This window comes from Aminobacter sp. Piv2-1 (assembly GCF_037625995.1).
Classification (GTDB): domain Bacteria; phylum Pseudomonadota; class Alphaproteobacteria; order Rhizobiales; family Rhizobiaceae; genus Aminobacter.
The window spans coordinates 1-26,776 of the sequence record NZ_JARKMU010000003.1; the positions used below are offsets into that span (position 1 = coordinate 1).

19 protein-coding genes, 1 tRNA gene and 1 pseudogene are annotated in these 26,776 nt (G+C 63.4%); 14 read left to right on the forward strand and 7 right to left on the reverse strand.

Annotation, left to right across the window (positions count from 1 at the left end; all coding sequences use genetic code 11):
- Positions 1–300: 300 nt before the first annotated feature.
- Both AmiPiv_RS06290 and AmiPiv_RS06295 read left to right on the forward strand, forming a co-directional pair.
- A tRNA-Met gene (locus AmiPiv_RS06290) sits at positions 301–377 on the forward strand.
- Positions 378–523: 146 nt separating this feature from the next.
- On the forward strand, positions 524–1,483 hold the full coding sequence (locus AmiPiv_RS06295) for an outer membrane protein (protein ID WP_340036487.1): 960 nt from the start codon (positions 524–526) through the stop codon (positions 1,481–1,483).
- Between the two features lie 115 nt (positions 1,484–1,598).
- Here the strand turns inward: AmiPiv_RS06295 and AmiPiv_RS06300 are convergent, their stop codons facing one another.
- Together AmiPiv_RS06300 and AmiPiv_RS06305 are read right to left on the reverse strand one after the other, a co-directional pair.
- Positions 1,599–1,739: a hypothetical protein gene (locus tag AmiPiv_RS06300; RefSeq protein ID WP_340036488.1), complete on the reverse strand. Its 141-nt coding sequence runs from the start codon at positions 1,737–1,739 to the stop codon at positions 1,599–1,601.
- Between the two features lie 25 nt (positions 1,740–1,764).
- A pseudogene (locus AmiPiv_RS06305) lies at positions 1,765–2,298 on the reverse strand (recombinase family protein); the annotation flags it as partial.
- Positions 2,299–3,261: 963 nt separating this feature from the next.
- Here AmiPiv_RS06305 and AmiPiv_RS06310 point away from each other — a divergent pair.
- On the forward strand, positions 3,262–3,846 hold the full coding sequence (locus AmiPiv_RS06310; protein ID WP_340036489.1) for a hypothetical protein: 585 nt from the start codon (positions 3,262–3,264) through the stop codon (positions 3,844–3,846).
- 98 nt (positions 3,847–3,944) lie between these two features.
- Positions 3,945–4,688, forward strand: a complete 744-nt coding sequence (locus AmiPiv_RS06315; RefSeq protein WP_340036490.1) for a GntR family transcriptional regulator — start codon at positions 3,945–3,947, stop codon at positions 4,686–4,688.
- A 136-nt stretch (positions 4,689–4,824) separates the two neighbouring features.
- Here the strand turns inward: AmiPiv_RS06315 and AmiPiv_RS06320 are convergent, their stop codons facing one another.
- From AmiPiv_RS06320 to AmiPiv_RS06335, 4 genes are all read right to left on the reverse strand, one after another.
- Positions 4,825–5,574, reverse strand: a complete 750-nt coding sequence (locus AmiPiv_RS06320; protein WP_340036881.1) for an aspartate/glutamate racemase family protein — start codon at positions 5,572–5,574, stop codon at positions 4,825–4,827.
- Between the two features lie 27 nt (positions 5,575–5,601).
- The gene (locus AmiPiv_RS06325) at positions 5,602–7,026 is read right to left on the reverse strand and encodes an amidase (protein WP_340036492.1); all 1,425 of its coding nucleotides are present in this window, start codon (positions 7,024–7,026) and stop codon (positions 5,602–5,604) included.
- On the reverse strand, positions 7,023–8,459 hold the full coding sequence (gene hydA, locus AmiPiv_RS06330) for a dihydropyrimidinase (RefSeq protein ID WP_340036493.1): 1,437 nt from the start codon (positions 8,457–8,459) through the stop codon (positions 7,023–7,025). Before hydA ends, AmiPiv_RS06325 begins: the two co-directional genes overlap by 4 nt.
- A gap of 99 nt (positions 8,460–8,558) precedes the next feature.
- Entirely contained in the window at positions 8,559–9,899 is a 1,341-nt protein-coding gene (locus AmiPiv_RS06335) for an MFS transporter (RefSeq protein WP_340036494.1), read from the reverse strand.
- Between the two features lie 296 nt (positions 9,900–10,195).
- Here AmiPiv_RS06335 and AmiPiv_RS06340 point away from each other — a divergent pair, with 296 nt between their 5' ends.
- Together AmiPiv_RS06340 and AmiPiv_RS06345 are read left to right on the forward strand one after the other, a co-directional pair.
- Positions 10,196–11,362 carry an ROK family protein gene (locus tag AmiPiv_RS06340; protein ID WP_340036495.1) on the forward strand — a complete coding sequence of 389 codons (1,167 nt, stop codon included), beginning with the start codon at positions 10,196–10,198 and terminating at the stop codon, positions 11,360–11,362.
- Between the two features lie 130 nt (positions 11,363–11,492).
- Positions 11,493–11,726 carry a hypothetical protein gene (locus AmiPiv_RS06345; protein ID WP_340036496.1) on the forward strand — a complete coding sequence of 78 codons (234 nt, stop codon included), beginning with the start codon at positions 11,493–11,495 and terminating at the stop codon, positions 11,724–11,726.
- 188 nt (positions 11,727–11,914) lie between these two features.
- Here the strand turns inward: AmiPiv_RS06345 and AmiPiv_RS06350 are convergent, their stop codons facing one another.
- Positions 11,915–13,234 carry an ROK family transcriptional regulator gene (locus tag AmiPiv_RS06350; protein ID WP_340036497.1) on the reverse strand — a complete coding sequence of 440 codons (1,320 nt, stop codon included), beginning with the start codon at positions 13,232–13,234 and terminating at the stop codon, positions 11,915–11,917.
- Positions 13,235–13,402: 168 nt separating this feature from the next.
- On the opposite strand from AmiPiv_RS06350, the gene AmiPiv_RS06355 reads away from it, so the two are divergent.
- The 8 genes from AmiPiv_RS06355 to AmiPiv_RS06390 all read left to right on the forward strand — a co-directional run bounded on the left by AmiPiv_RS06355 (position 13,403) and on the right by AmiPiv_RS06390 (position 26,771).
- On the forward strand, positions 13,403–15,922 hold the full coding sequence (locus AmiPiv_RS06355) for an ATP-binding cassette domain-containing protein (protein ID WP_340036498.1): 2,520 nt from the start codon (positions 13,403–13,405) through the stop codon (positions 15,920–15,922).
- Positions 15,919–16,938 carry an ABC transporter permease gene (locus AmiPiv_RS06360; protein ID WP_340036499.1) on the forward strand — a complete coding sequence of 340 codons (1,020 nt, stop codon included), beginning with the start codon at positions 15,919–15,921 and terminating at the stop codon, positions 16,936–16,938. The genes AmiPiv_RS06355 and AmiPiv_RS06360 overlap by 4 nt, the downstream gene beginning before the upstream one ends.
- Positions 16,939–16,952: 14 nt before the next feature.
- Positions 16,953–17,954 carry a rhamnose ABC transporter substrate-binding protein gene (locus AmiPiv_RS06365; protein ID WP_340036500.1) on the forward strand — a complete coding sequence of 334 codons (1,002 nt, stop codon included), beginning with the start codon at positions 16,953–16,955 and terminating at the stop codon, positions 17,952–17,954.
- Positions 17,955–18,033: 79 nt separating this feature from the next.
- Positions 18,034–18,795, forward strand: coding sequence for a glutamine amidotransferase (locus AmiPiv_RS06370; RefSeq protein WP_340036501.1), 762 nt, complete (start codon positions 18,034–18,036; stop codon positions 18,793–18,795).
- A 171-nt stretch (positions 18,796–18,966) separates the two neighbouring features.
- Positions 18,967–19,623: a fructose-6-phosphate aldolase gene (gene fsa / locus AmiPiv_RS06375; RefSeq protein WP_340036502.1), complete on the forward strand. Its 657-nt coding sequence runs from the start codon at positions 18,967–18,969 to the stop codon at positions 19,621–19,623.
- A 12-nt stretch (positions 19,624–19,635) separates the two neighbouring features.
- On the forward strand, positions 19,636–20,235 hold the full coding sequence (locus AmiPiv_RS06380) for an AAA family ATPase (RefSeq protein ID WP_340036503.1): 600 nt from the start codon (positions 19,636–19,638) through the stop codon (positions 20,233–20,235).
- Positions 20,236–20,907: 672 nt separating this feature from the next.
- Positions 20,908–24,960, forward strand: coding sequence for a beta strand repeat-containing protein (locus AmiPiv_RS06385; protein ID WP_340036504.1), 4,053 nt, complete (start codon positions 20,908–20,910; stop codon positions 24,958–24,960).
- Between the two features lie 68 nt (positions 24,961–25,028).
- Positions 25,029–26,771 carry a type I secretion system permease/ATPase gene (locus tag AmiPiv_RS06390; RefSeq protein ID WP_340036505.1) on the forward strand — a complete coding sequence of 581 codons (1,743 nt, stop codon included), beginning with the start codon at positions 25,029–25,031 and terminating at the stop codon, positions 26,769–26,771.
- The last annotated feature ends 5 nt before the right edge of the window (positions 26,772–26,776 follow it).

Below are 26,776 nucleotides of genomic sequence, written 5' to 3' on the forward strand. Positions count from 1 at the left end.
GGGAGAGTAAGTCGCTGCCAGGTCTGCCAAGGGCATGTAAAATCTTCTCAATACGATAAATGGCCCGCCAAAGGGACCAACGGGCCGCCAGTCTCGCAAGGATTGGGCGGCCCTTTCTGTTGGTGAAATCCTCGCAAAATGTGGGAAAATCCCTACATGAACGAGGAAAGCAGGCCAAAATGTTCAATGCGGGGTCGAGCAGCCCCCGCCGGACCGCTGAAGCCCCCCCCCTGCTCCAGGGGCAAGGGCTTCAAGCACCGGCACCAGAGGTCCGAAGTCGCCAGGACAGGCTCAAAATGGCGCGGGGTGGAGCAGCCCGGTAGCTCGTCAGGCTCATAACCTGAAGGTCGTTGGTTCAAATCCAACCCCCGCAACCAAGATGAAGACACTCCCGCGAGCCCAGCTCCGGGAGTGTTTTTGTTTGCAGAGCCAACTGCCTGCCGCTCCGTCCAGTTCAGGATCGTGCCCAGCTCGCCATGCAGCATGGCCTCGATCTCGCCGCGAGCCGGCGCCGGGGGTCAGAATGAAGCGGGCGGCCGTCGGATCGAACTTCGTAGCCTTCCTCGATCGTGTAGTGCCGGATGGTACGAGACGTACTGCTCCAGATCGCGCGGAGAACCGTCAACGTGATTGCGGCGCGGCCATGATTTCGATTAACTTGGAAACATCGCTTTGCTTGGTTGACATGCCGGAACAAAAAGGTTCTGACTATCCAGCACACTATCTACACTTTTTGCGATGGCGGCGGCGCCTGTCAGACGACGCTACTGAAGCGACATGTATTGAAACTGAAGCGATATATATTGAAGGATATTGGCCCTTGAAGATACGTTTTGCCCTTTTGATGACCACTGCGTTGATTGCGATGAGTGTGGGGACGGCGCGGGCGGAAAACGTGACTACCGAGGCCGCGCCAGCCGGCATGGCGTATGCTGGCGCGACGGACTGGAGTGGGATCTACGTCGGCCTGCATGCTGGTTTCGCTGACGGCGCCGCGACGCAAGGGCAGCAACCAGTTCCTGGTTTTGAGGCAGGCTTCGAGCTTGACGGCAAGCTCGTCGGCGGCCAGGTCGGCGCTCTAGCGCAGGTCGGTAACTTTGTGCTCGGTGTGCAGGGCGATATCTCCTGGGCTGGCCTAAGCGGCAACTACGACTTCGGCTTCGGGCCATTTCCCAACATCTCCATGGAGGTCAACTGGCTGGCCAGCCTGACCGCCCGTGGCGGTATCGCCTTCGACAGCGTGTTGCTCTACGGCCTGGCCGGTCTGGCCGTGGCGGATACTGCAGTAACGTGGCCGGGAGGATCCGCCAGCCCCACATACACCGGGTACACGGTTGGCGCCGGCGTCGCTGTGAAACTCGATACCAATTGGTCGGTTTTCAGTGAGTACGCCTATTACGGGCTTGGCGAGGAGGAGTTCGACGGGGATACATACGACCTCAACCTTTCAAACATCAAGGTCGGCTTGAACTACAAGTTCTGATCCGACCTGACGGGGTTGGCTGTCGGCGGGAAGCACGCTTCCGCCCGCGCCGCGGGCCGCCACGCAAGGTCCTCCTGCATGGCCATGGCTAAGGGCCGGTCGGGCTGTCGGTCGGTCAGGCCGCAATTCCAAGCCGATGTTTGCGCCGCGTCGCCCACGCCGTGATCAGCTGGTCGGCGGTGAGGCCCATGAAGGCGGCGCGCGCCGGCAAATGCCGCCGGACCTCGAGCTGGCAGGTCTCGACCAACCTGCTCATCCCATCCGGCTCATGACGCCAAGGCCTAAGTGAGGTGGCGTCTGTCCCAGTCGGTGCCGGCGGCGAAGGCGCGCAAAATGCGGCGGATGACGTCGGCCTGGCGGGCGTCGATCTCGCGCTCGCCCTTGATCTGTTCGCCGCGCGCGTCGAGCCGCTTGAGGACACGATAGCCGTAACACAGGCCGCCGCCGGACTTGCCGTGTTCGACGCGCCCGCGCAGGCCGCGCCGGGTTTTCATGGCGAGGTCCTTGAGGAACAGGGCATTCATCGTGCCCTTGAGGCCGACATGCAGCTCGGAGATCGCCCCTTCGGCAAGCGTGACGATCGGCACCCCGGTGAACTTCAGATGCCTGTAGAGTGTGGCGATGTCAGCCTGGTCGCGCGACATGCGGTCGAGCGCCTCGGCCAGCACCAGCTGGAACAGTCCGCATTGGGCATCGCGCACCAGCTTCTGGATGCCCGGCCGCAGGATCAGGCTTGCCCCGGAGATGCCGGCGTCCTGATAGGCGCCGGCAACCTCCCAGCCTTCGCGCGCCGCATGTTCGCGGCACCTTCCGTCCTGTCGTCGTTTGTCAGCATCTTCCTGCCCTGCTCAATCAGCCGCCGGGATTACGGTGCCATAACCCTAACCACGCTCGACCAAACTCCAGTCGGTGTTCCGTGCCGGCCTAACGCGTGAAAGCGAAGACGTGTTTTCCCACCTGTTTGTAGTGACAGACGCCGAGGCATGAGTTGGAAGTCGAGGCTGTCGTCGATCATAGCGTAGCGCGCCCAATGGGGGGTACGCCGCAGAGCACAGATCAAGCCTCTATTATGTCTTGGAGCCAGTGTGCTCTTCTGTCGTTCCAAATAAACTTGTGGATGTTTTGGTTGCGTGATCGTCGCCGAACAAGTTGTGCGCGTATTGTTAGTATTTGTTGGCGTGCGGCTTGTTCGGGGGAATCATGAAGCGCGGAAAAGGCTGAGCAACTCGGAAATAAGTAATAATTCATCTCATCGTGGATTATCGTTTCATGAATAGAAAATACGAAATGAGCGTTAATTCTGACGAAAATTTTGATAGATTATTCGTCGAGATTGAATTTGAAGGAAAAGATGTCGGTGTGATAGTTACACAAGAGGAAGATGGCGGCAAATTGTGCGTTTGCGTCTTTTCGTTCATTGATCGGGCGCGCGAAAGGTTCTTTAATTCTGAAAAAATAAAGGAATATCAATTGAGCATGACCTGTTCCTGGAGGCCATTCAATCGGCAAGGGAGAGACTTGTGCTTCTGGACTCGCCTCGAGATAGGTAGGGGCTGTCGACGAGCGCTACTCTGCCGAGGCGGGGCTTATCTACGTCGACGTCCGTTACATGCCCCCGTCCTCGCCACTTCATCGCATGGCAGCTCAAGCTGTCGACGAAACGAATTTGTGGTCAACCTGCGAGAAACTCTACTGCCGCAATCTGAAATCAGCTATTTGACGATGGATGTCGTGTAGCTGTTCGACGCAGACGTTACATTGTTGAGAACGGACTACAGATGGGCGCCCAGCAGGTCCAAGATCTCTTCGAATGGTGGACGACTGAGCTACCAGCGGTTGCGCGCGTCGGGAGAAGGCGCGCTAGCGAACTTAATGATGCTGGGACCAACCTTCTCCGAACAGAAGATGTGGCCTTGGAATGGCTGCCGCCTGATACAGGCGGTGAAACGCATATAGCTGGCCATTCCGAGGCAGGTGCCTGGGAGAACTCCGCCAAGCGGCTGGTGATCGCCCTCAGCCGAAATCAGTTGCTCACCCGTCGCCTGTCCAGCCAACGGCTTCCGCGGTATCAGGCAACTATGATGGCCGAACTGGATCTTCTTGGTGCCACGCCGTTCGAGCCGTCGCAGGTCCACGTCATATTTGCCACAAACGATGGCGGCTGTGGCTATCACATTGTGAAGCGCTCCACCCTCGCTCCCGTCGTCCATGCAGCGAGGCATGCAGGAATCGCAGTCAGCTCGTTGCGGTTGGAAACGAGCGACCGCATCAAGATCGCCGACCGCCACAGCCTTCGCGCGATTTTCCCGCTCACCAAGAAGGAGCGTTTCCAACCGGCAAGCCCCAGTGTGTTATACACTTGATGTGTGTCGCCATGTCCGGCGGGTGCGGTTGCCTTTGTTTCTTGGGCTGCCTGACCGGATGGCCTTCCATTCAGATATTCACCTAACCGAGTCTCGTCATGCCAAGAGCCACCGCAGCACCCAATGCCAAGGGCGCCGATGCCGCCGTCCCTCCCAATGGTGATCTTGCTCAAGGAGCCTCCATCGACGAAATCGCCGAGCGCATCCTGGCGGCGATCTGGGAGCACCGGCTGCCGCCTGGGACCAAGCTGGTCGAGGAAAGGCTGGCCGGCGTGTTCGGTGTCAGCCGTACCAAGGTGCGGCTCGGCTTTGCCAAGCTGGCGCACGAAGGCGTGCTAACGGTGCTCCCCAACCGGGGCACTTTCGTTTCGAGCCCAAGCGTGGCGGAGGCAAGGCAAGTGCTGCATGCGAGGCGGCTTCTGGAACCCGCGCTGGTGCATGACCTGGCCGCCAGCATAACGCGGGAGGGCCTGCGCACGCTACGCGCCATCGCGCGCCAAGAAGCTCAGGCGCGCAAGGCCAACGACCGACGCGCCATCATTCGCCTTTCAGGCGAGTTCCATTGCAAGCTGGCCGAGATTTTTGGCAACCAGTACCTGGGAAGGTATATGCGCGAGCTCTGCTCGCTGACCTGCCTGGTGATCGCGCTCTACGACGCGCCCGGGTTGCCGTCCTGCCCGCATCACGAACACGACGACATCATCGATGCGCTAGAGGCGGGAGACGGCGCGCGCGCCGCGAAGCTGATGGTAGAGCATCTCGGCCACGTGGAAAGCACCCTCAAGCTGGAGTTGCCGGTTGAGGAAGAGGTGGACCTTGAGGCGGTGTTCGCGGAGATCTGAGAGCTTCCACTCGGCTTGCAAGCCCATTCTGCGAAATGAGAGGCAACTGCTCACTACGGACAGTTTCTGTCGTTGTGGTGCTCCACAGCTCAGTCGATTGCCGCAGTGCTTGTTAGACAGGACCGCCCCAATCTCATCATGTTCTACGATGTTCGATACGAGCCGCCAGCGCGTTCGGCAGGCCAATGGTGGACTTGGCATCAGGGCGGCGGAAGGTACCTGCGGTGGCCTTGCGCGGTTGCAGGGCGACCAGGGCCTCGGCCTGCTTGATGGCGGCGGCCATCTGATCCACCACCGGTACCGGGATGCGGTCGCGCACGCGCGCGGCCAGACCCGCAAGCGGTGCACCGGCCAGGATCACCGCATCGGCTTCGTCTTCCTCTACGGCGCGATTGGCCAGTTCGATCAACAGCGCTTCCTTCTCTTCCTGCACGTCCGACACCGAAGTGAAAGCGCCGTTCAGCATGCGGATGCCGGCTAGGCGGCCGCGCAGGCCGTGCATGTCCACGCATTCCTCGTACCACGGTCCAAGAGCGCGCGCGAAGGTGACGATCGCGAAGCGCCGGCCCAGCATGCAGGCCGATAGCATGGCGGCTTCAGCCATGCCGACAACCGGCAGGTCGAACAGTTCACGCGCACCCATCAGGCCGGGGTCACCGAAGGCCGCGATGATGGCGGCATCGTAGTCGGCATGGTGCTCGGCAAGCATTTCCAAGGCAATCGCGCCGCCGATCTGGGCCTCGGCACGGGTGGCGATGTAGGGTACGCCGCGGCTGGCCGTGAGCGCGTGCAGTTCGGTGCCGGGCGCGGCCGCTTGTTCGGCTACGCTCATCAGGCGGGCGGTGATGTCTTCGCTGGTATTCGGGTTAAGAACCAGGATTCGCATGGGGTTGTGTGCGGGCATGGGCCGTACTCACGCGGCTGAGTGAAGTAAGGAGGCAAAGGCGGATTCGGCCAAGCGGGCGGCGGCCAGGACACGCAGGTCAGAGCCGCGCGGGCCGGCAATCTGCAGGCCTACCGGCAGGGCGTCGCGGCCGGTACCACAGGGCACGGAAATGGCGGGCGCCTGCGCATGGTTGAAGAAAGGTGTGAACGCGGCGTGCGCACGCGGCTCTACGGTCACTCCTCCGATCTGCTCCGGCCCCAACCGGTCGTTGCGCCACGCGACGCAGGGCGTGGTCGCGGAAAGCAGCAGGTCGTAGCGCGTGAAGAAGGCCGCCACGGCGAGGCCGATGCTGTGGCTGGCCTCGCGAGCGCGGGCCACCTCCACTCCGCTCCAGGCCAGCCCCCGCTCAATCTGGCGGGCAACATCCGGGTCGAACAGGTCGGGGTCGCGGCGCCAAGCTTCACCGTACAGGTTGGCCAGGCCCACATGCTGCAGCGGCATCAGGGCGGCCTCGTCGGTGCCTGCCGGCCAGACGGGATCGGCACGCTCGACCGACAGGCCGGCAGCCTGCAGGCGAGAGACGGCCGTATCAAAGGCGGCCGCCACGTCGTCGTCCACCGGCACGTTAAGCCCGAGCCGCGGGCTGAACGCGATCCTGAGCGTATGCAGCGGGCGTGCATCCGACACTACGGCAAAACCCAGTGTCGCCGGATCGCGCGGGTCGGGGCCGGACAGGGCACGGAACATCAGTTCGGCATCGGCCACGGTGCGCGTGATCGGCGCCATGACCTGGATGCCATGGAAGGCGTGAGGGAAGCCTACCGCGTCGGGAATGGCGCCGAACGAAGGCTTGAACCCGACCACGCCGGCATGCGCGGGCGGGCGACGGCTGGAGCCGCCACCGTCGGTGCCAAGTGCCAGCGGCGCCATACCGGCCGCCACCGCCACTGCGCAGCCGCCGGAGGAGCCGCCGGCGGTCAGCGTAGGATCTGCCGGGTGCCTGGTCAGCCCGTACACCTTGTTGGTGGTCAGGCCCTTGCATGCAAACTCCGAGGTATTGCCCATCCCTAGGATGATGGCGCCTGCCCGGCGTAGGCGCTCTACGGCGATGGCGTCTTCCGGCGCGACGAAGTCGCGGTATAGCTGCGAACCCTGGGTCACGCACCGGCCTTTGGTCCAGATCACGTCCTTGACGATGACCGGTACGCCGGCCAGCAGCGGCCGCTCGCCACGGGCCAGGCGCGCGCGCAATTCGGCCAAGTCGGCCTGAACCAGGTCCGGCCGTTGCTCGAAGACGGCGTTCAGTTCGGGGTTTCGCTCCTCGATGCGGGCCTGGAAGATGGTGGCTACGTCCGCGGCGTCCAGTCGGCCGGCGCATACGTGCGCGGCGATGCCGGCGGCGTCCAGCGCGACGATGTCCGGTGTGGTTCCGGCGGTGCTTGCGTTGCTCACAGGTTGCCTCCTGCGGTCCGATAGCGGGGTTTGGCCATCTCCGGCAGCGCACACGGCAGGAAGCGGCCGTGGCCGGCCTGCGCGAGAACCTTGCCGTCGTGGGCCACAATCTTGCCGCGCACCAGCGTGGTCACCGGCCAGCCCTTCACCCACTGTCCCTCATATGGCGTGTAGTCCACGGCATGATGCAGGTCTTCGTTGCGGATCACAACTTGGCGTTCGGGATCCCATATAGCCATATCGGCATCCGAGCCGATCGCGATGGTGCCCTTGCGTGGGTGCAGGCCGAACAGTTTGGCGGGATTGGTCGAAGTCAGCGCCACGAACTGGTTGACCGAGATGCGGCCGGTGCCAACACCCCCGGAGAACAGCAAAGGCAGCCGGGTTTCCAGCCCCGGGATACCGTTGGGGATGTAGCTGAATGGCACTTCCTCCCCGCCCGGCTTCTTGCCCCGCGGGTCGTTGTAGCGAAAGGGGGCGTGGTCGGACGAGAAGATGGTGAACAGGCCATCGCTCAGGCCGTCCCAGATCACTTCCTGGTTGGCGCGGTCTCGCGGTGGCGGGCTGCACACGCACTTGGCGCCGAGGTAGCCCTCCTGATCCAGGTCGGAGGCAGTGAGAAAGAGGTATTGCGGGCACGTCTCGGCGAAGATCTTCATGCCGCGGCCGCGCGCCCAGCGGATCTGCTCCACTGCCTCGCGCCCTGACACGTGCACGATCAGGATGGGCAGGTCGACCAGTTCCGAGAAGGTGATAGCGCGATGGGTGGCCTCGCGCTCGACTGCCATCGGCCGCGCCAGCGCGTGGAACTTGGGACCGGTGCTGCCGACGGCCTCGAGCGCCTCGGTCAGCCAAGCAATGCAGTCGGAGTTTTCGGCGTGGATCATCACCAATGCGCCTTCGCGGCGGGCCACCGACAGCACCTCTAGGATCTCGCGGTCACCCAGCTTGAGATCGTCGTAGGTCATATAGATCTTGAACGACGAATAGCCCTCGCGGATCAGCGCAGGCAGCTCGTCGCTGAGCACGGGATGGGTTGGATCTGAGACGATCAGATGGAAGGCGTAGTCGACCACGGCCTTGCCTTCGGCGCGGCGGTGGTAGTCCTCCACCGCCGCGCGCAGCGAGTGCCCCTTCTCCTGTGCGGCGAAGGGGATCACCGTGGTGGTGCCACCGCAGGCGGCGGAAATGGAACCTGTGTAGAAGTCGTCGGCCATCTTCAGCCCATCCGGTACGGGCTGGTCCAGATGACAATGGGCATCCACGCCGCCGGGAAGAACCAGCTTGCCGCTGGCGTCGATTTCCTGCCCGGCGCTGCCCAGGTCATGGCCGAGCCCGGCGATGCGGCCATCGACGATGGCGATATCGCATTGCACGGTGTCGCTGGCAGTGACGATGGTGCCGTTGCGGATGATGATGTCGAACTGTTTCACTCGGCTGTGCTCGCAAGATTGGATGCATTGGTTTGGCTCGGATGTACAGGGAGCACGGCTGCCGCCGCGCTCCCTGATGTGGCCAGGGCGGATGCCGCGTCAGCCCGCGTCGGATAGGTTGATGCGGGCGGTTTCTCGCGCGGCCATGGCGGACAGCGCAATCAGTATGCAGACCACCGCCAGGTAGATTGCCACCGGCGTGGTGCTACCGAAGCGATCGATCAGCGAGACTGCGATCAGCGGGGCGAGAGCGCCGCCAAATACGCCGGCGAACTGGAAGCCCAACGAGGCGCCTGTCACCCGGACCCGGGTGGCGAACAGCTCGGGCAGGAACGAGGCCAGCGGCGAGAACATGAACGACACCAGCACCATGCCGACGAAGGAGCTCAGCATGATCAACGCTGGGTTGGAGGAGTTGACCATCAAGAAGAATATGAAGGCCCAAACCGCGCCGCCGAAGCCGCCAAGCATCAGCACCGGACGGCGTCCGATGCGGTCGGCCAGCAGGCCCGCCACTGGAATGAACAGGATCTGTGCCACTGCACCCATCAGCACTGCGTTCAGCGCGATGCTCCTGGGCAGGCCCAGCTTGGTCGGCACGTAGTACAGCAGGAACAGCGTGAACACGTAAAAGGCGATGTCGCCGCCCAGGCGCGCGCCGAAGGCGATCAGCAGTTGCTTCTTGTAGTTGCTCAGCACTTCCTTGATGGGAGCGCGCGACTCGCCGCTGGTCTCTTCCAGCTTCTCGAACATGCCGGATTCGTGCACACTGGCACGGATATACATGCCCACGCCGACCAGGATGGCGCTCAGCAGGAAGGGCACGCGCCAGCCCCAGCTCAGGAAGGCCTCTTCCGATACCAGCCAGGTGATCAAGGCGAACACCGCGTTGGCGAGGAGCAGGCCGATCGGTGCTGCAAGCTGGACCAGACTGCCAAGGAAGCCGCGCCGCTTGCCTTCGGGATCCAGCTCGTTGACCATGATGGCGGCGCCACCCCATTCACCGCCCAAGGCCAGTCCCTGCACGATGCGTAGCAGCACCAGCAACAACGGGGCCAGCACGCCGACGCTGGCGTAGGTGGGCAGCAGGCCGATGCAGAAGGTGGCCACGCCCATCATCAGCAACGTCACGATCAGGACCCATTTGCGGCCGATCTTGTCGCCGAAATGGCCGAACACGGCGCCACCCAGCGGCCGCGCCACGAAGGCCACGCCGTAGCTGGCCAGCGAAAGCAGCGTGGCGATCAGCGGATCGGTCTGCGGGAAGAAGAGCTTTGGAAAGACCAGCGCCGCCGCCGATCCATAGATGAAGTGATCATAGAATTCGAGGGTGGTGCCGGCCAGGCTGGCGCCCGCCACCCGTGCTACCGATTGCTTCTTGGCTGGCGTTTTCACTGCCGCCGCGCCGGTACTGACTGCTTGCATAGTGGATCCTCCCATGGTCCAGGGCTGTTGCCGGGTGCTTCCCGCTCCACCGATCGGCCGCGCCGGTCTTTGGCGGGAAGTCATTGTGTTCCCCCGAGGCTGCTTACAAAGGCAGCCTCTCAAGCACTATACATTATTCTGATATCCGCCATACAATCAATATCAATATTGTTGTCAATTTCGTCGAGTTCGCGCCGGCAATGATGCAATGCTCGAGGGTCGTACGACGTTGGGGGGGCTATTCAGCGAGCTTTTGGACGGCTCGCCGCCTACAAAACGATTGATATTCCGACCGCACCTCGCAGCGCTCCGTGATGGAAGCGATCGTGCAGGGCGGGCCTATTTCCCGCGCATCGATCTCCAAGCTCACCGGCCTGTCCAAGCAGACCATTTCCGAAATCGTCCGCGTGCTGGAGCTGGAAGGCTGGGTGCAGGAGACGGGTCGCACCAGCGGTCATGTCGGCCGCACCGCCGTCACCTACGAGCTCGTGCATGACGCGGCCTACATCGTCGCCGTCGACCTTGGCGGCACCAAGGTCCGCGTCGCGATCACCGATCTCGCCTGCGAGATTTTCGCGGAAGACATCGCGCCCACCGATCCGCGTGGCGGCCGCTTCATCGTCGACCAGATCGCCAAGCTGGCCTTCCAGGCGGCGGCGCGGCAGGGCATCGCCCGCGACAAGATCAAGCTGGCCGTCATCGGCGTGCCGGGTGCCCCCGACAGCGCCACCGGCCGCGTGCTGCTCGCGCCCAACATCGCCGACTTCGACAAGATGGATGTCGTCAGCGCCTTTTCCCATGCCTTCGGCTTCGATGTGATGCTGGAGAACGACGTCAACCTTGCCGTGCTCGGCGAGAACTGGCTCGGGCAGGGGCAGAGCATCGACAACCTCGCCTATGTGGCGCTCGGCACCGGCGTCGGCAGCGGCCTGATGGTCGGCGGCCATCTTGTGCGCGGCGCGATCAACGCCGCCGGCGAAATGGGCTTCCTGCCGCTCGGCGCCGATCCCTTCGAGGCGGAGTCGCTGCGCACCGGCGCGTTCGAACGCGCGGTCGCCTCGCGTGGCATCGTGGACCGCTACGCAGCACTTGCCGGCCGTCGCCTGACAGTTCCGGAAATCTTCGAGGCCGCGAATGGCGGCGATCAGCCGGCGCAGACCGTGCTCGACGAGATCGCCAGGCACCTGGCGCGTGGCATCGGCGCCATCGCTGCCATCGCCAATCCGGAGAAGGTGATCCTCGGCGGGTCGATCGGCCTGCGACCGGAAATCCTGTCGCGCGTCAAGGTGTTCCTGCTGCAGTGCTTTCCCTATCCGGTCAATGTCGAGACGGGCGAGCTGGGTTCGCGAGCGGCAATCATCGGAGCCGCGGCGATCGGGCTCGGGCAACTGCACAACGCGCTTTTCGGCGTCGACGCGCCCGACGGCCGCATCTCGCTGCCGAAGGTCGACATGGGTGCGTTGAGGGAGGCTGTGTGATGACGGACGAGCTGACCAGGCGTCTTGAAGCGGCGCTCGACAAGGATGCGGCGCTGGCGCTGTTTCGTGGCGCCATTGGGCGCGAGCGGATCTCAAGGCCGGCATCACCTCGTCGCTTGCGGCCCTCGCCTTGCTCGACAGGGCGGGCATTCGCCTGGCCGGCGACGTGTCCTATGCCCGCAGGGCGGCGCCGGCCAATGACGACAGGCCGGAAGCAAAGGCAGAGAGGCGCGAGGACATCGCGCCCTGGGTGAGGTTGGACAGGGTGGCGTTCGACATCGCCCGGCTGATCGGACGGCAGATGGCCCGCGAAGACCTCGGGCGGCTGAGAGCCGCAAATGGAACCCGCCTGAAAGGCGAATGATGGTGCGACGGTCTTTGGTCTTGCGCGACTGAGCTTCTTGGCGCGCGATGGCGCGTAGCGTGCGCAAGCCCTCCAGCGTTATGTTGGCGGCCAGGTCATGCGGCAGCGCGGGTTTGAGGAGCCGCCTCGAGTGCGGCACCTGCCTTGCCTCCGGTCGCTGATGCCTTTGCCAAGACTGATCCGACGGGTCAACTGCCGGCGAGTGCGGCGAGGTTTCCCAGCAGTGGCTTTTTCTCCTTGCCGATCATGAGCACACTGCTGTCTGGTACGAAAAGGGCCGAAAACGGCAGCATGGCCGCACCGATCGGTGACGCTTCATGTCCGAAGCGGCCGGAAAGAATCTGCGGAGCCACAATGCCGATCGCCTTTGATTGGCTGAATTCGCTCTGAACCTTGGACACCAACTCGCGATGAATCGACCGGGGCAGGATGCTGTCCAGTATGATCGCCTCGATGTCGATGATCGACGTGATGGCGATAATCGCCTCCGATATGGCGCTGGCGCAGTCGTCAAGCCATTCGGCAAGCGGCTCGCGGGCGCCAGGCGGCAATGGGTCGAGCTCGCGTACCCGGTTGATGGATATGCCGTTTGCCATGAGGTGGTCGATCAGGACGTAGATCGATGCTCGATGCAGAAGGCTCTGATATCGAACCGAAGTCGCTGACGCAGGCCTAAGCCTTGACGGGGATACAGGAAGGGGCCCGAGCGCGGCGCTATTGCCGTGAGGACCTGTGTGAACCTTGCCGCCCTGCACCAGACCGCCTCCCACGAAGGTGTCGATTGAAATATGCATGAAATCGCGGAACTCCACGCCCGGTCCGAAGGTGAGTTCCGCCAAGGCGGCGGCAGAAGCATCGTTCTCGATGAAGACCGGCATCTTAGCGTCGACCTCGAAAAAGTTGGCGAGATTTATGGCTTCCCAGCGCGGCCCAAGGTCCATTGGAAAACCAAGTTCCTCGCTCCAGCCGCCTAAGAAATAGGGCGAAGCGATACCCAGGCCAACGATCACGGCATCGTCGATCTGCTCGACATGCTCCCGAAATGTTCGCAGGGCCGCGTTGCCGGCGCGCAGCACGAGGTCAGGATCGGGATAGCGATACTCGTGGGAGTAGCGCGCGCTGATCTCGCCCGCATAGTCGACAAGAACTGCATCAAGCGCTCGCCTGCCGATCTTGATCCCGATACTGAAATTGCGGCGCGGCGCCAGTCGGTAGAGAACCGAGGGAGAACCGCGCTGTCCGATTCTTTTACCGACTTGCTTTATTAATCCCGCGACTTCCAGTCCGTCCACGATGCCGGCGATGGCCGCCGGGGTCAAATTGGCCATGCGGGCGAGGTCGGACTTCGATGCTTCGGTGAGACGCCGGATCTCCGAGAGGACGAAGCGCTCGTTATAGTGTCGAAGCTTGATCGAATTGCTACCTCTACCAAGCAAAATTAGGCACTCCACCATTTGAGCCACGGCAGCGAGGCGGCTTTCTTCCAAGCGCTCGCGCGCTGCCGCCACGATGTGGCTCTCAGTCCAACATGTCGCGACATTGCCCCATCGAGGCCGACAGAGTCAAATTCCGCTTGCAGGCACTACCTCTTTATTATAGTGACTTAAAAAAATATATAGGTTTTGGGAGGAGCCTTGAACGCGTCCGCAATGAGGGGAGCCTGGGAGGGGAAAGCCATGACGAACCCCGCTCCCGTGGCCTTGAGAGAAATCACGAAAGCGTTCGGCGGGACTGTCGCTCTGCGTTCAGCCTCCTTCGACCTTCGCGCCGGCGAGGTGCTTGCGCTGCTCGGAGAGAATGGCGCCGGCAAGAGCACCTGCGTGAAGTTGATTGCCGGGGTCTATGCGCCAACCGAAGGCAGCGTCTTGCTCGATGGCCGATCGGTTGTCTTTCATTCCCCGCAGGATGCCCAGGCCGCGGGTATCGCGGTGATGCACCAGCACCCCGGACTGTTTCCGGATCTGTCATTGGCGGAGAATATTTATCTCGGCCACATGCCTCGCGACCGCTTCGGCGGCATCGACGGCGCTGCGATGCTGGATGGCGCGCGCAGGGTCTTGACCATGGTGGGGCTCGACGCGCCTGCCGGAACTCGACTGGGCGAACTCAGAACGTCCGAGCAGCAGCTTGTGGAGATCGCTCGGGCGCTGTCGCTCGACGCGCGCGTTCTCATCATGGATGAGCCGACGGCCGCCTTGTCGCAGCGCGAAGTGGAGCGCTTGTTCGACGTCGTGGACAATCTCCGCCGGCGGGGCGTGGCAATGATGTTTGTCGGCCACCGGATGGACGAGATCTTTCGCATAGCGGATCGCATTGCCGTCCTGCGGGACGGCAGGCTGATCGACATCCGGCCGAAGGCCAATCTCGACCGCAGCGCTGCCATCGCCATGATGGTCGGCAGGGAGATCGGCGGTCTCTATCCCGAGCGCGGTCGATGCCCCGGCAAACTGATCCTCGAAACCCGCGGCCTTTCAAAGGACGGCGTGTTCTCCAATATCGACCTCAACCTGCATGAAGGTGAAGTGCTCGGTCTCGGGGGGCTGGTTGGAAGCGGCCGCACTGAAATCGCGCGTGTCCTCTTCGGCATCGACCGGCCTGATGCCGGCGAAATCCTCATCGACGGTCGCGCGGTTGTTTTCAACAACACCCGCGACGCAATGGACCATCGCATCGCCTATGTGTCGGAAGACCGGCTCGGCCAGAGCCTGGTCATGGATTTTTCCATCCTCGACAACGCCGTGCTGCCGATCGTCGGGCAAGCAGCGCCGCACGGCCTCTACTCCCGGGAACGTGCGATCGGGCTGGTGGCGGACTGGCTCGGACGCATGAAGCTTCGCTTTGCCGGCTACGAACAGCCGGTCAACCAACTATCCGGCGGCAATCAGCAGAAGGTGGCGCTGGCCAAATGGCTGCGGACCGAACCGCGGATCCTGATCCTGGACGAGCCCACCCAGGGTATCGATGTCGGCACCAAGGCCGAAGTTCATGCCATGATCGCCGAGTTGGCGCGGCAAGGCCTCGCGATCGTCCTGATCTCTTCGGAGATGCCGGAACTGATCGGCATGTGCGACCGCATCGTCGCGCTTCGAGAGGGTCAAAAGACGGGTGAGTTCGACGGCCGAACGGCAACGCAGGAAAAAGTCCTGGAAGCGGCCACCAGAAGCAGTGACCTTGAGCAGGCGGCTTCTGCGGCAGTCGTGCTGAACAAGCGGGCCGGTACCGGGCCGCTCGAATTCCTCAAGCGGCGCGAATTCGGACTGCTGGCGGCGATGATCGCCGTGGTCGTCCCCGTGGCCATCATGAACCCGCGGATGCTGAGCGCCGCCAACGTGACAGCGGTCGCGATGGATGCGTCCCTGCTCATTGTCGCGGCGCTGGCGCAGATGCTGGTTCTCCTGACGCGCAACATAGACCTGTCGATTGCGTCGGTGATCGGTCTGGCCGCCTACATGGCGGCAAGCATGGTTCAGGCTCATCCTGGTATCGACATTGCCGTCGGTGTCTCTGCAGCCTGCGCCGTCGGGCTGGCGGCCGGCTTGCTCAACGGTCTCATCGTCACCAAGGGCAAGATCCCGGCGATTGTCGTCACCTTGGCGTCTATGTCGATCTTGCGCGGCTTCAATTCCCTGTGGGCGGCAGGAGACCAGGTCAGCGCGGACGAGGTGACGCAGACCTGGCTCGACATGACGTCGCACAAAGTTCTGGGTCTACCGCTGATCGTCGTGCTTGCAGCCGTCATCCTGGCAGCCAGCTATGTTCTGCTCTATCGCACGGCCTTTGGACGCGAACTCTACGCAACCGGGTCGAATCCTGACGGCGCCCGCCTGATTGGCATCCCCGCCGACCGACGCATCATCGCCGCCTTTGCGATAGCAGGCTTGCTGGGCGGGATATGCGGCGCGCTCTGGGCGTCGCGCTACGCCACTGTCGACGCGCGGGTGGCCCTTGGGTTCGAGTTGACCGTCATTGCCTCGGCCGTGGTCGGCGGGGTCGCCATTCGCGGCGGCTCGGGCACATTGCTCGGAATCGTCCTGGGTTCGCTGACGCTGCTCGTCATCAAGAACGGGCTGACATTGGTCCGCGTCGATCCGCTGTGGCTTCAGGGCGTCTACGGCCTCGTTATCCTCGTCGCCGTCAGCATCGACGCCCTCATCGTCCGCCGGGCCGATCAGCTCCGCCAGCGGAGGCCAAAATGAAAAAGCTCCTGAACACCATCGATTTCTGGGACTTGTTGCTGGCATTCGCCTGCCTGGTGGCCTTTGCCTACGCGGCTCTTTCCATTCCAAATTTCCTGTCCGGATTCAACCTGTCGCAGTTGGCTGCAAGCGTGTCGGAAAAGGCCCTGCTCGTCCTGCCGATGGCGCTGCTCGTCATTGCACGTGAGATCGACCTGTCCATCGCCTCGGTTCTGGCGCTGTCTTCCGTGATCTTCGGACTGCTGATCCAAGCAGGCGCGCCAACGCTCGCGGCCATCCCGGCTACGGTGGTTCTCGGTGGGCTGCTCGGCGCTTTCAACGGCTTGCTGGCGACTGCGCTGGGGCTGCAGTCGCTGGTCGTCACCCTCGGCACGATGGCGCTCTACAGGGGCATCGGCTACATTCTGCTCGGCACGGGATCGGTCAACGTCCTGCCCCCATCCGTCGTAGACTTTGGCATCGGCAACGTGCCCGGCACGCAGGTGCCTTGGACAATCCTCCCCTTCCTGGTCTTGGCCCCGGCCTTTGCGGTGGTGCTCCAGCGAACGCCGGCCGGCAAGCGTCTCTACGCGCTCGGAGGCAATCCGGAAGTGGCGCGCTATTCCGGCATCGACACCGGTCGCATGGTATTCCGGCTGTTCGTGCTCTCCGGGCTGGTCGCGGCGGTCGCCGGGATCGTCTACACGGCCCGCCTCTCCAATGCGCGCGCCAACAACGCACTCGGCATGGAACTGGACGTCATCACCATCGTGCTCCTCGGGGGCGTCAGCGTCTTCGGAGGCAAGGGGCGACTGACCGGCGTGGTGCTGGCGCTGGTTCTGATCGCCGTCATCCGCAACGTGCTTGCACTCAATCAGGTCGGCGGCGACGCCCAGGGCATGATCATCGGCCTGCTGCTGGTTGTCACGCTGCTGGTCGGCAATTTCTGGCGCTCCACTCAAGAAACACTCACCAGAACGCGCGCGATGCGCCAAGCGCAAAGGGTGGATTCGGCCCCTGCACTGAAGTCCGAATAGTAACGGAGGAGAATATGAAGCGTTTTCAGTCGGTACTTCTTGCGTCGGCGGTCCTATTGACGTCGGCGACCCTTGCGCTCAGTCAGGAATGCGCCACGGAACCGGTGACGGTCGGTTTCTTGCCCAAGCTCGACACGGACCCCTACTTCAAAGTCGCACAGCAGGGAGCCGAGGAAGCCGCCAAGGAAATCGGCGGCAAGGCCATCCAGGTCGCCCCATCCCAAGCGACGGCTGAAGCCCAGATCGACTTCATCAACAGCCTTGTTTCCCAGAAGGTCGGTGTGATCGCCATCTCCGCCAATGACGCGAATGCTGTCGCCCCAGCGCTGAAGCGCGCAGCGCAACAGGGTGTGCGCGTCATTTCCTATGATTCCGACGTCGCCGCCGACGCACGTTCGATCTTCGTGAACCAAGCGAAGGGCGACAGCCTGGCGGAGATGATGCTGGAGAGCGCCTACAATCTCACGGGCGGCGAAGGCGAGTTCGCCATCCTGTCCTCCACGCCGACCGCAACCAACCAGAATGCGTGGATCGACTTCATGAAGGCGAAGCTGGCCGCCGAACCCAAATACGCCAAGATGAAGCTCGTTCAGGTTGCCTATGGCGAGGAGAGCGAGCAGATCAATCAGCAGCAGGCACTTGCGCTTGTGCAGGCGTTCCCCGACATCAAGGCAATCATCGTTCCGGCTGGCATTGGCCTTCCCGCCGCTGCACGCGCTCTGGAAGAAGCCGGCATGATCGGAAAGGTCAAGCTGACCGGCCTGGCTCCCGCCACGCTGATTTCCAAATACATCAAGGACGGCGCGGCGCAGGACATCTGGTGGAATGTCTCCGATCTCGGCTACCTGACCTACCAGGCCGCCCAGGCGCTGGCCCAGTGCAAGATCACGGGCAAGGAAGGCGACAAGTTCAGCGCCGGGCGGCTTGGCGAGTACACGATCGGGGCTAGCGGCGAGCTGATCCTTGGACCGGCAAAGATCGTCACGCCGGACAATCTGGCGGAATTCAAGTTCTAACTCCCAAGCAAAAGACAGAGGCGCCGGCCGAGGCCGGCGCCTTCCAGGCAATTCTCGCTGGCAACGGATTTCGTCGCAAATGCACGTCCTTCTCGCAGGAGAGACCTTTTCGGCCATCACGTCGGTTGCGGCCGGGTCCAACGTCGTGACCAGCTCGACCTGGTCGAATGGAGCCACAGCCTTCATCACGGCTTTGTCAGCGGCCGGGCACACCGTCACACAGATTGGCGGCGACCGTTGCAGCACCGAGTTTCCGACCGACTTGGATACACTTCAGAGCTACGCAACCGTCATCCTGTCGGATGTCAGTGCGTTAACACTCCTCCTGACGCCAGAGGCGCGCGCGGGGCGGGTGAGCGTCAATCGACTCGAGTTGCTGAAGACATATGTGGAGCGCGGCGGCGGCCTGTTGATGGCCGGTGGCTACATGAGCTTTCAGGGAATGTTCGGCAACGCGCATTTCTATAACACCGCCATCGAGGACATTCTGCCGATCAGATGCTCCCCCTGGGCCGACGGCATTGAAGTTCCGGAAGGCGCGTACGCCTCCATTGGCCTGCCGACGCATCCGCTTGTCGCTGGATTGGATCTGTCTTGGCCGCCCATACTTGGACTCAACAAGGTGGATTTTCGCCAGGACGGATCATCCCGATTGATCGCCACGGCGCGCTGCCGAGGACACGACTTGCCGCTGTTGGCTACACGTGAATATGCCAACGGTCGCTCCGCCGCCTGGATGACCGACATTGGACCACACTGGCTGTCGGAAGAGTTTCTGCAATCCCAAGTGTACGCGCGCCTGATGGCGAACATTATCCGCTGGTTGTCCAAGGCGACATGATGATCACCGGTGATGCTCGTCGATAGGGCCAGTCGCAAGCTGGACCGATCGACCGTAGCGCCGCTTCCGGCGCTTGAGCTGTCGTTCAGGCAACGCTTCATCACTTGGCCCGGGATCACCGCGTTTCGGCGGTGTGCAACGCGAAACGATTAGATTGGGAAAGATGCAAACATGAAGTTCTTCGTTGATACAGCTGACATCAAGGACATATCTGAACTCAATGATCTCGGCCTTCTGGATGGCGTGACCACCAATCCGTCGCTGATCCTGAAGTCGGGCGGCAGGATCGCCGAGGTCACCAAGCAGATCTGCGACATCGTCGACGGACCGGTTTCGGCCGAAGTGGTGGCGACCGAATATTCCGCGATGATCCGGGAAGCCGAAACCTTGGCGAAGATCGCCGACAACGTCTGCATCAAGGTGCCGCTGACGCTGGACGGGCTGAAGGCGTGCAAGACGATCCGCACCGAGATGAAGCGCCTGGTCAACGTCACGCTCTGCTTCTCGGCGAATCAGGCGCTCCTGGCCGCCAAGGCCGGTGCCTCCTTCGTCTCGCCCTTCATCGGACGTATCGACGACACCGGCTCGGACGGAATTGAGTTGATCGCCGAGATCCGGACGATCTACGACAATTACGGCTACTCGACAGAGATCCTCGCGGCTTCGGCGCGGACGGTGAACCACATCAAGCAGTCGGCGCTCATCGGCGCCGATGTCGTCACCGCGCCGCCCGCCATCCTCAGGGCGCTGGTCAAGCATCCGCTGACCGATGCCGGCCTGAAGCAGTTTCTCGCCGACTGGGAGAAGACAGGGCAAAAGATCGGCTGAACCATGCGAGAGATGACAAAGCTTGTCGACATCGTGCTCGAACAGTCCCGCCACGCGGTGCGCTTCATCATAGCCATTGCCGGACCGCCGGGCGCAGGAAAGTCGACGCTTTCCGAGGCCCTGGCACGTGAACTTCCCCAGTCGGCGATCTTGCCGGTGGACGGGTTTCACTATGACAATCTGCACTTGGATCAATTAGGTCGACGGGCATACAAGGGAGCACCCGACACATTCGACTGCCGCGGCCTGGAAATTCTCTTGCGCCGGATTCGCGCGCGCGAGGTGGAGACGATCGTACCTATCTTCGACCGAACTCGCGACGTGGCGTGCGCGGGCGCCAAAGCCATACCTCAGGAGGCCAAGCACATAATCGTGGAAGGCAATTATCTACTCGTGAAGCGCGGCGACTGGGCGAGGATGCGCGAATTCCTCGACTTCACGATCTTCATTTCCACTCCACGAGAGGAGTTGGAACGTCGGCTGATTGGTCGGTGGGTCGAGTTCGGCCATGACATGGCCTACGCCCGCCAAAGGGCACTGTCCAACGACCTGCCTAACGCAGACTACGTCTGCAAGAACAGCGAAACCGCAGACATAGTCTGGCAGCAGTAGAAGCGCCTGGAAGCCCACGGATTTGCACCGCTGGGCCGGAACGGCGGCGTTTTTCCGCTCAAGGAGCAAAGCACGGCGAGCAGAGTGGAATTCGGGCCGTGAAGACGCAAATCTCTATCGTCGAAGAATTTATGCCAGCGGGCACAGCCAGCCCCCGCAACCAAATCGGAAAAAGCCCGCATGGCAAACCAGGCGGGTTTTTTTGTCGGCCAAAGCAAGCCCTGCCAGGCCGCCCCAACTCCCGTGCCTGGCTCAGCACGATCTCCTCGATCAGGGGCCGCGGCACCCCCAGGCCCACCAATTCTACCTTCGTCATCTCCGGGTGGCTTCTTGCCGGATTGAGCCGGCCTTTTCTTGATGCCGTACTCAATCAAAAGGCTGAATTGCACTCAATATGACATAATTCTAATATTTGCAGCCTGTACGGCAGGCTTGGGCTGCCGGGTGAATGGGAGGCGTGTGTGCGTCGTTGCGTCCCGTGTCGACACAGCGGCGTATATGCTGTTGGGAAATGTCCACCAGAAGAGCGTGAAGAGGTATGGCGGCCTAGTTCCGGCCCCCATGCCTCGTGTCCTGCCTGAATTGCTTGACAGCCAGAACAGCACCGGCCGGGGCGTCGCGTGAACGCGCATGCCCAACGGGGCGGGCCGCGCGCGAGCACGGAGGACGATCATGACGATCAGCTTCATTCTCAACGACGAGGCCGTAAACGACCAGACGACCGGCCTGCAAACAGGCGACAGCGGCGACGGCTTCACCGACACCGACGTGACTTATGCCTCGCTGCCGGCTGCGTTCCGCACCTATCTCGAAACCACCCTCGGGTTGACGTCCACCTTCCCGACCGGCGTCGGGGTCGCGACCAAGGCCAATTCGGTCACCGTCAATGCCACCGCCGGCGCCCAGATCACCGGGGTCAAGTTCACCGACAGTGCCGGCGGCGCCCTCGATGGCGACGACAGCGGGCTCAACACCGTCGACGGCAAGGACATCCTGCTGTTCGCCGACGGCAACGACACCGTGATCGGCAAATATGACAGCGACGGCAACGGCAGTGCCGATGCGATCGCCTTCGTCATCTTCAAGCAGGAGATCATCAATGTCGGCGCCACCAGCGCCCAGGTGACGTTCCACATCGTCACCTATACCCCGATCTTCCACGGCACCAGCACCGATCCCGACGACGCAGTCGACCTCGGCAACACCCTGAGGCTCGCGGCCAGCGAGAAGCTCGCCTTCAGCTTCGGCGGCACGCCCTCCGGTGACCATCTCTTCACCATGGTCCAGTCGGGCACGACCGGACTGGTCGCGACGCCCGAGACCGAAGTGGTCAAGCTGCACATCTCGCAAGGCGGCGGGCCGACCACGCTCGGGCTGTTCAACCAGATGATCGACCCGAACGAGACGCTGGTCGTCACGTTCCTCACCAACCCGAACGCCAACTTCACGGTGCCCAACCTCAGCCAAGGCGAGGCGGATTCCGAGACCAACATCCTGTTCGGCGGCCTGCAGACCATCTCCGGCGGCTCGGTGACGATCTCGCAGACCCAGGGCAACGACGCCGCCGGCATGCGGCTCACCGCCAGCATCGCCACCGGCACCACCGAGTCGACCGGCAACAACTTCATCGCCGGCTACGCCGATGACGGCATTTCGACGATCAGCGCGATCCGGGTGAGGGACGGTTCCGGCACGTTGCTGCTCAGCACCACCACCGACGTCACCACCCCGGTCAACGGCATCACGGTTGACTTCCGTGCCGACGGCACCGTCGACGTCCTCGGCCTGGAGGAAGACTACACGGTCGAATACGACGCGGGTACCCACCAGCGGCTCAAGATCACCGGCCTTGCCGGCAAGTTCGACGTCGGCGGGATCGGCGTGGAGACTCCCGGCTCGGCATCGGCCGCCGTCGGCCAGCAGATCGTGATCGAGGACGACGGGCCCGGCGTGAGCGCGAATGCGACCGCGCTGCTCGACGACGACGCGCTGTCGGGCGGCAACGCCGGCGGCACCAGCGACGACACCAACGCGGCCAACACCTCCGGCACGCTGGGGCATGACTTCGGTACCGACGGTGCCGGATCGATCGCCTTCCTGACCACCGGGGCGCCGTCGGGCTTCACCTACCAGCTGTCGGGCAACGACCTTTTGGTCAAGCAGGGTGCGACGACCGTGCTGACGGTGACGCTCAACACGACCACCGGCGCCTATACGGTGACGCAGAACAATCCGATCCTGCATGCGACCGGCCTGGACGAGAACAACCAGGCCTTCACGATCGCCTACCGTGTGACCGATGCGGACGGCGACACCGCCGACGGCACGCTCGGCGTCAATGTCGACGACGATACGCCGACAACGAGCGCGAACCTGACCGCGCTGCTCGACGACGACGCGCTGACGGGCGGCAACGCCGGCGGCACCGGCGACGACACCAATGCGGCCAACACTTCCGGCACGCTGGGCCTTAGCTACGGCGCCGACGGAGCCGGATCGATCGCCTTCCTGACCACCGGGGCGCCGTCGGGCTTCACCTACCAGCTGTCGGGCAACGACCTTTTGGTCAAGCAGGGTGTGACGACCGTGCTGACGGTGACGCTCAACACCGCCACCGGAGCCTATACGGTGACGCAGAACAATCCGATCCTGCATGCGACCGGCCTGGACGAGAACAACCAGGCCTTCACGATCGCCTACCGTGTGACCGATGCGGACGGCGACACCGCCGACGGCACGCTCGGCGTCAATGTCGACGACGATACGCCGACAACGAGCGCGAACCTGACCGCACTGCTCGACGACGATGCGCTGACGGGTGGCAATGCCGGCGGCACCGGCGACGACACCAATGCGTCCAATACGTCCGGCACGCTGGGTCTTAGCTACGGCGCCGACGGAGCCGGATCGATCGCCTTCCTGACCACCGGAGCGCCGGCGGGCTTCACCTATCAGCTGTCGGGCAACGACCTCCTGGTCAAGCAGGGCACGACGACGGTGCTGACGGTGACGCTCAACACGACCACCGGCGCCTATACCGTGACGCAGAACAACCAGATCCTGCATGCGACCGGCCTGGACGAGAACAACCAGGCCTTCACGATCGCCTACCGGGTGACCGACGCGGACGGCGACACCGCCGACGGCACGCTTGGCGTCAATGTCGACGACGACACGCCGACCACGAGCGCGAACCTGACCGCACTGCTCGACGACGATGCGCTGACGGGTGGCAATGCCGGCGGCACCGGCGACGACACCAATGCGTCCAATACGTCCGGCACGCTGGGCCTTAGCTACGGCGCCGACGGAGCCGGATCGATCGCCTTCCTGACCACCGGGGCGCCGGCGGGCTTCACCTACCAGCTGTCGGGCAGCGACCTCCTGGTCAAGCAGGGCACGACGACGGTGCTGACGGTGACGCTCAACGCGGTGACCGGCGCCTATGCCGTGACGCAGAACAACCCGATCCTGCATGCGACCGGCCTGAACGAGAACAACCAGGCCTTCACGATCGCCTACCAGGTGACCGATGCCGACGGCGACACCGCCAATGGCTCGCTCGGCATCAATGTCGACGACGACACGCCGCTGATCGGGCCGATCTCGGACGGGCTGGTCGATTTCGCCGACGGAGATTCGGTCACCAATCCGCTCAACGGCCTGGTCGGTGCCGACGGGCCGGTAACCTACAGCGTCACCAGTTCGCCTGCGACGCTGACCATCTTCGACGGCACTACAGCGGAGACGACGCTGCTCAGGGACATCTCGGGCAACGGCACGATCGTCACCTACTATGACGACGTGGATGGCAGCGGCACGCTCAACGCTGGCGATACGTCGTTCTTCAAGCTGACGGTGGCGGGCGGGAACTACACCTTCGAGGTGCTCGAGGATCCGCCGCCGGCGGAGGTCACCTTCTCCTTCGACGGAACGCCGTCGGGCAACCACCTCTTCACGATGGTCCAGTCCGACGGAAGCGGCATCGTGGCGACGCCCGAGACCGAGGTGGTCAAGCTGCACATCTCGCAAGGCGGCGGGCCCACCACGCTCGGGGTGTTCAACCAGATGATCGACCCGAACGAGACGATGATGTTCACCTTCCTGAGCAACCCGAACTCGAACTTCACAGTGCCTAACCTCAGCCAGGGCGAGGCCGATCTCGAAACCAACATCCTGTTCGGCGACGTGAAGACGATCACCGGCGGCGAGGTCGCCATCTCGCAGACCCAGGGCAATGATGCTGCCGGAATGCGGCTGACCGCCTACAACACCAAGGGCGACGGCAGCGTCGCCGAGCCAAGCGGCAACGGGTTCATCAACGGCTACACCAATGATCCGATCGCCGCGATCTCGGAGGTCAGGATCTTCGACGACAACGGTACGCTGCTGCTTACGGCCACCGGCGACGTTTCGACGCCCGTCAACGGTATCACCGTCGACTTCCTGGCCAGCGGCGAGGTCGAGGTGCGTGGGTTCGAGGACGACTATTTCATCGAGTACGACGCCGCTTCGCACGAGCGCCTCAAGGTTACCGGCCTCGAAGGCAAGTTCGACATCGGACGCATAGGCATCTCGCAGACGCAGCCGGCGCCGGACGAGGTGCTCGACTTCACCGTGCAGATCTCCGATGCCGACGGGGATACCGCCAGCGACAGCTTCGCGATAGGGATCGATGGCACAGGAATCTTTGACGACAACCACGTCGACGGCGTCATCGCCTAGACGGCAAGCGGCTGTGCACCCTTCGGCGCACGGCCGCCACTTGGAACTGTCGCGGCGTGGGGTCTGCCATGCCGCGCAGTGAGCGTTCGTTCGCAGCGATCATGGCCGCGGTCAGGCGGCAGGCGCCGGCGCTCGTCATGTTCAGCCTGCTGTCCAACCTGCTCCTGCTGGTCGGCGCCCTCTACATGCTGCAGGTCTACGACCGGGTGCTGGCGAGCGGCTCGATGGACACGCTCATGCTCCTGACGGCGATGGCGCTCGCGGCCATCGCCGTCTACGGCCTGTTCGAGCAGGCTCGCCGGCTGATCCTCGGCCGCATCGGCGCCTGGCTGGAGAACGAGCTGTGCGGTCCCGTGATCCGCCGGTCGATGGACGCGCGGCTTGCCGGCGCCGCCGGTGCGGATGCCGGCCTCAAGGACGTGGCCGACCTGCGCGCCTTCATCGGCGGCGAGGGCATCCTGGCCTTTCTAGACGCGCCCTGGACGCCGGTGTTCCTGACGATCGTCTGGCTGTTGCATCCCGGGCTCGGCATGCTGGCGACGGGCGGTGCGGTGGCGCTCTTCGTCGCCGCGCTCGCGAACGACTTCCTCACGCGCGGGCGGCAGCAGCGCGCCAGCCTGATAATGCGCCACAATCAGGCGGAGGCGCTCCGCTATGTCGAGAGCGCCGAAACCATCGCCCCGCTGGGCATGACCGGCATGGTCCTGGCGCGCTGGCAGGCGCAGCGCCGCGATGCCCAGGCCGAGGGCCAGCGCCTCGCCGAGACGACTGTCGCCATCGTCAGCAGTACGCGCGCCCTGCGCCTTGCGCTGCAGGTCCTGATCCTCGGGTTCGGGGCCTATTTCGTACTGAAGGGGCAGTTGACCGCCGGCGGCATGATCGCCGGGTCGATCATCCTCAGCCGCGCGCTCGCCCCGATCGAGCGCTCGATCGGCGGCTGGCGCAGCTTCGTTTCGGCGCGAACCGCGCACCGGAACCTGAGCCGGCTGCTCGGCGCCGGCGACACGGTGGCGAACCCCGTCCAGCCGCCGCGCCCGCTAGGCCGGCTCGAAGTGCAGGAGTTGCAGTACCGGGCGCCGGGATCGGGAGACCGCATCATCGACAACGTGTCGTTCGTGCTAGAGCCGGGCCAGACCTGTGCGGTCGTCGGGCCGTCGGGGGCCGGCAAGTCGAGCCTCTGCCGGCTGCTCGTCGGCGCCTGGAAGCCCTCCCACGGTCACGTTCGGCTCGACAGCGCCGAAATCTCGGCATGGGATGCGGAGGACAGGGGCCGATATCTCGGATACCTGCCGCAGCAGGTGGAACTTTTCCCAGGCACCGTGGCCGAAAACGTCGCCCGCCTGCAGCAGGTCGAGAGCGCGCCGGTCATCGCGGCGGCGAAGCTTGCCGGCATTCACGAGATGATCCTCCATCTGCCTGACGGCTACCAGACCGTCGTCGGCCTGCACGGTACGCGAATCTCGCTGGGACAGCGGCAGCGCATAGGGCTGGCCCGCGCCCTGTTTGGCGATCCGCCGCTGATCATTCTCGACGAGCCGAATTCGAACCTAGACAGCGAGGGCGACCAGGCGCTGCTCCAGGCGCTCAACCAGTTGAAGCAGCAGGGGCGGACGATCCTGATCGTCTCGCACCAGGTGATGCCGCTGCAACTAGCCGACAAAATCCTGGTCCTGAAGGAAGGCAGCGTCGCGATGTTCAGCAACCGCGACGAGGTGCTCAAGACGCTCGGCGGCGGCCGCCGCCACATGCGCGTCGTCTCGACCAGCGGCACGCTGAGCCGGCCGACCCGCGGCCCGACGGCGGCGGAGTAGCGGCC

Excerpts from the sequence above, each read along its gene's own strand:
- AmiPiv_RS06295 (WP_340036487.1), top strand. The coding sequence starts at position 524 with ATGAAGCGGGCGGCCGTCGGATCGAACTTCGTAGCCTTCCTCGATCGT.
- AmiPiv_RS06315 (WP_340036490.1), top strand. The coding sequence starts at position 3,945 with ATGCCAAGAGCCACCGCAGCACCCAATGCCAAGGGCGCCGATGCCGCC.
- AmiPiv_RS06355 (WP_340036498.1), top strand. The coding sequence starts at position 13,403 with ATGACGAACCCCGCTCCCGTGGCCTTGAGAGAAATCACGAAAGCGTTC.
- AmiPiv_RS06370 (WP_340036501.1), top strand. The coding sequence starts at position 18,034 with ATGCACGTCCTTCTCGCAGGAGAGACCTTTTCGGCCATCACGTCGGTT.
- AmiPiv_RS06360 (WP_340036499.1), top strand. The coding sequence starts at position 15,919 with ATGAAAAAGCTCCTGAACACCATCGATTTCTGGGACTTGTTGCTGGCA.
- AmiPiv_RS06390 (WP_340036505.1), top strand. The coding sequence starts at position 25,029 with ATGCCGCGCAGTGAGCGTTCGTTCGCAGCGATCATGGCCGCGGTCAGG.
- fsa (WP_340036502.1), top strand. The coding sequence starts at position 18,967 with ATGAAGTTCTTCGTTGATACAGCTGACATCAAGGACATATCTGAACTC.
- AmiPiv_RS06300 (WP_340036488.1), bottom strand. The coding sequence starts at position 1,739 with ATGAGCAGGTTGGTCGAGACCTGCCAGCTCGAGGTCCGGCGGCATTTG.
- AmiPiv_RS06380 (WP_340036503.1), top strand. The coding sequence starts at position 19,636 with ATGACAAAGCTTGTCGACATCGTGCTCGAACAGTCCCGCCACGCGGTG.
- AmiPiv_RS06320 (WP_340036881.1), bottom strand. The coding sequence starts at position 5,574 with ATGCGAATCCTGGTTCTTAACCCGAATACCAGCGAAGACATCACCGCC.
- AmiPiv_RS06365 (WP_340036500.1), top strand. The coding sequence starts at position 16,953 with ATGAAGCGTTTTCAGTCGGTACTTCTTGCGTCGGCGGTCCTATTGACG.
- AmiPiv_RS06310 (WP_340036489.1), top strand. The coding sequence starts at position 3,262 with ATGGGCGCCCAGCAGGTCCAAGATCTCTTCGAATGGTGGACGACTGAG.
- AmiPiv_RS06385 (WP_340036504.1), top strand. The coding sequence starts at position 20,908 with ATGACGATCAGCTTCATTCTCAACGACGAGGCCGTAAACGACCAGACG.
- AmiPiv_RS06335 (WP_340036494.1), bottom strand. The coding sequence starts at position 9,899 with ATGGGAGGATCCACTATGCAAGCAGTCAGTACCGGCGCGGCGGCAGTG.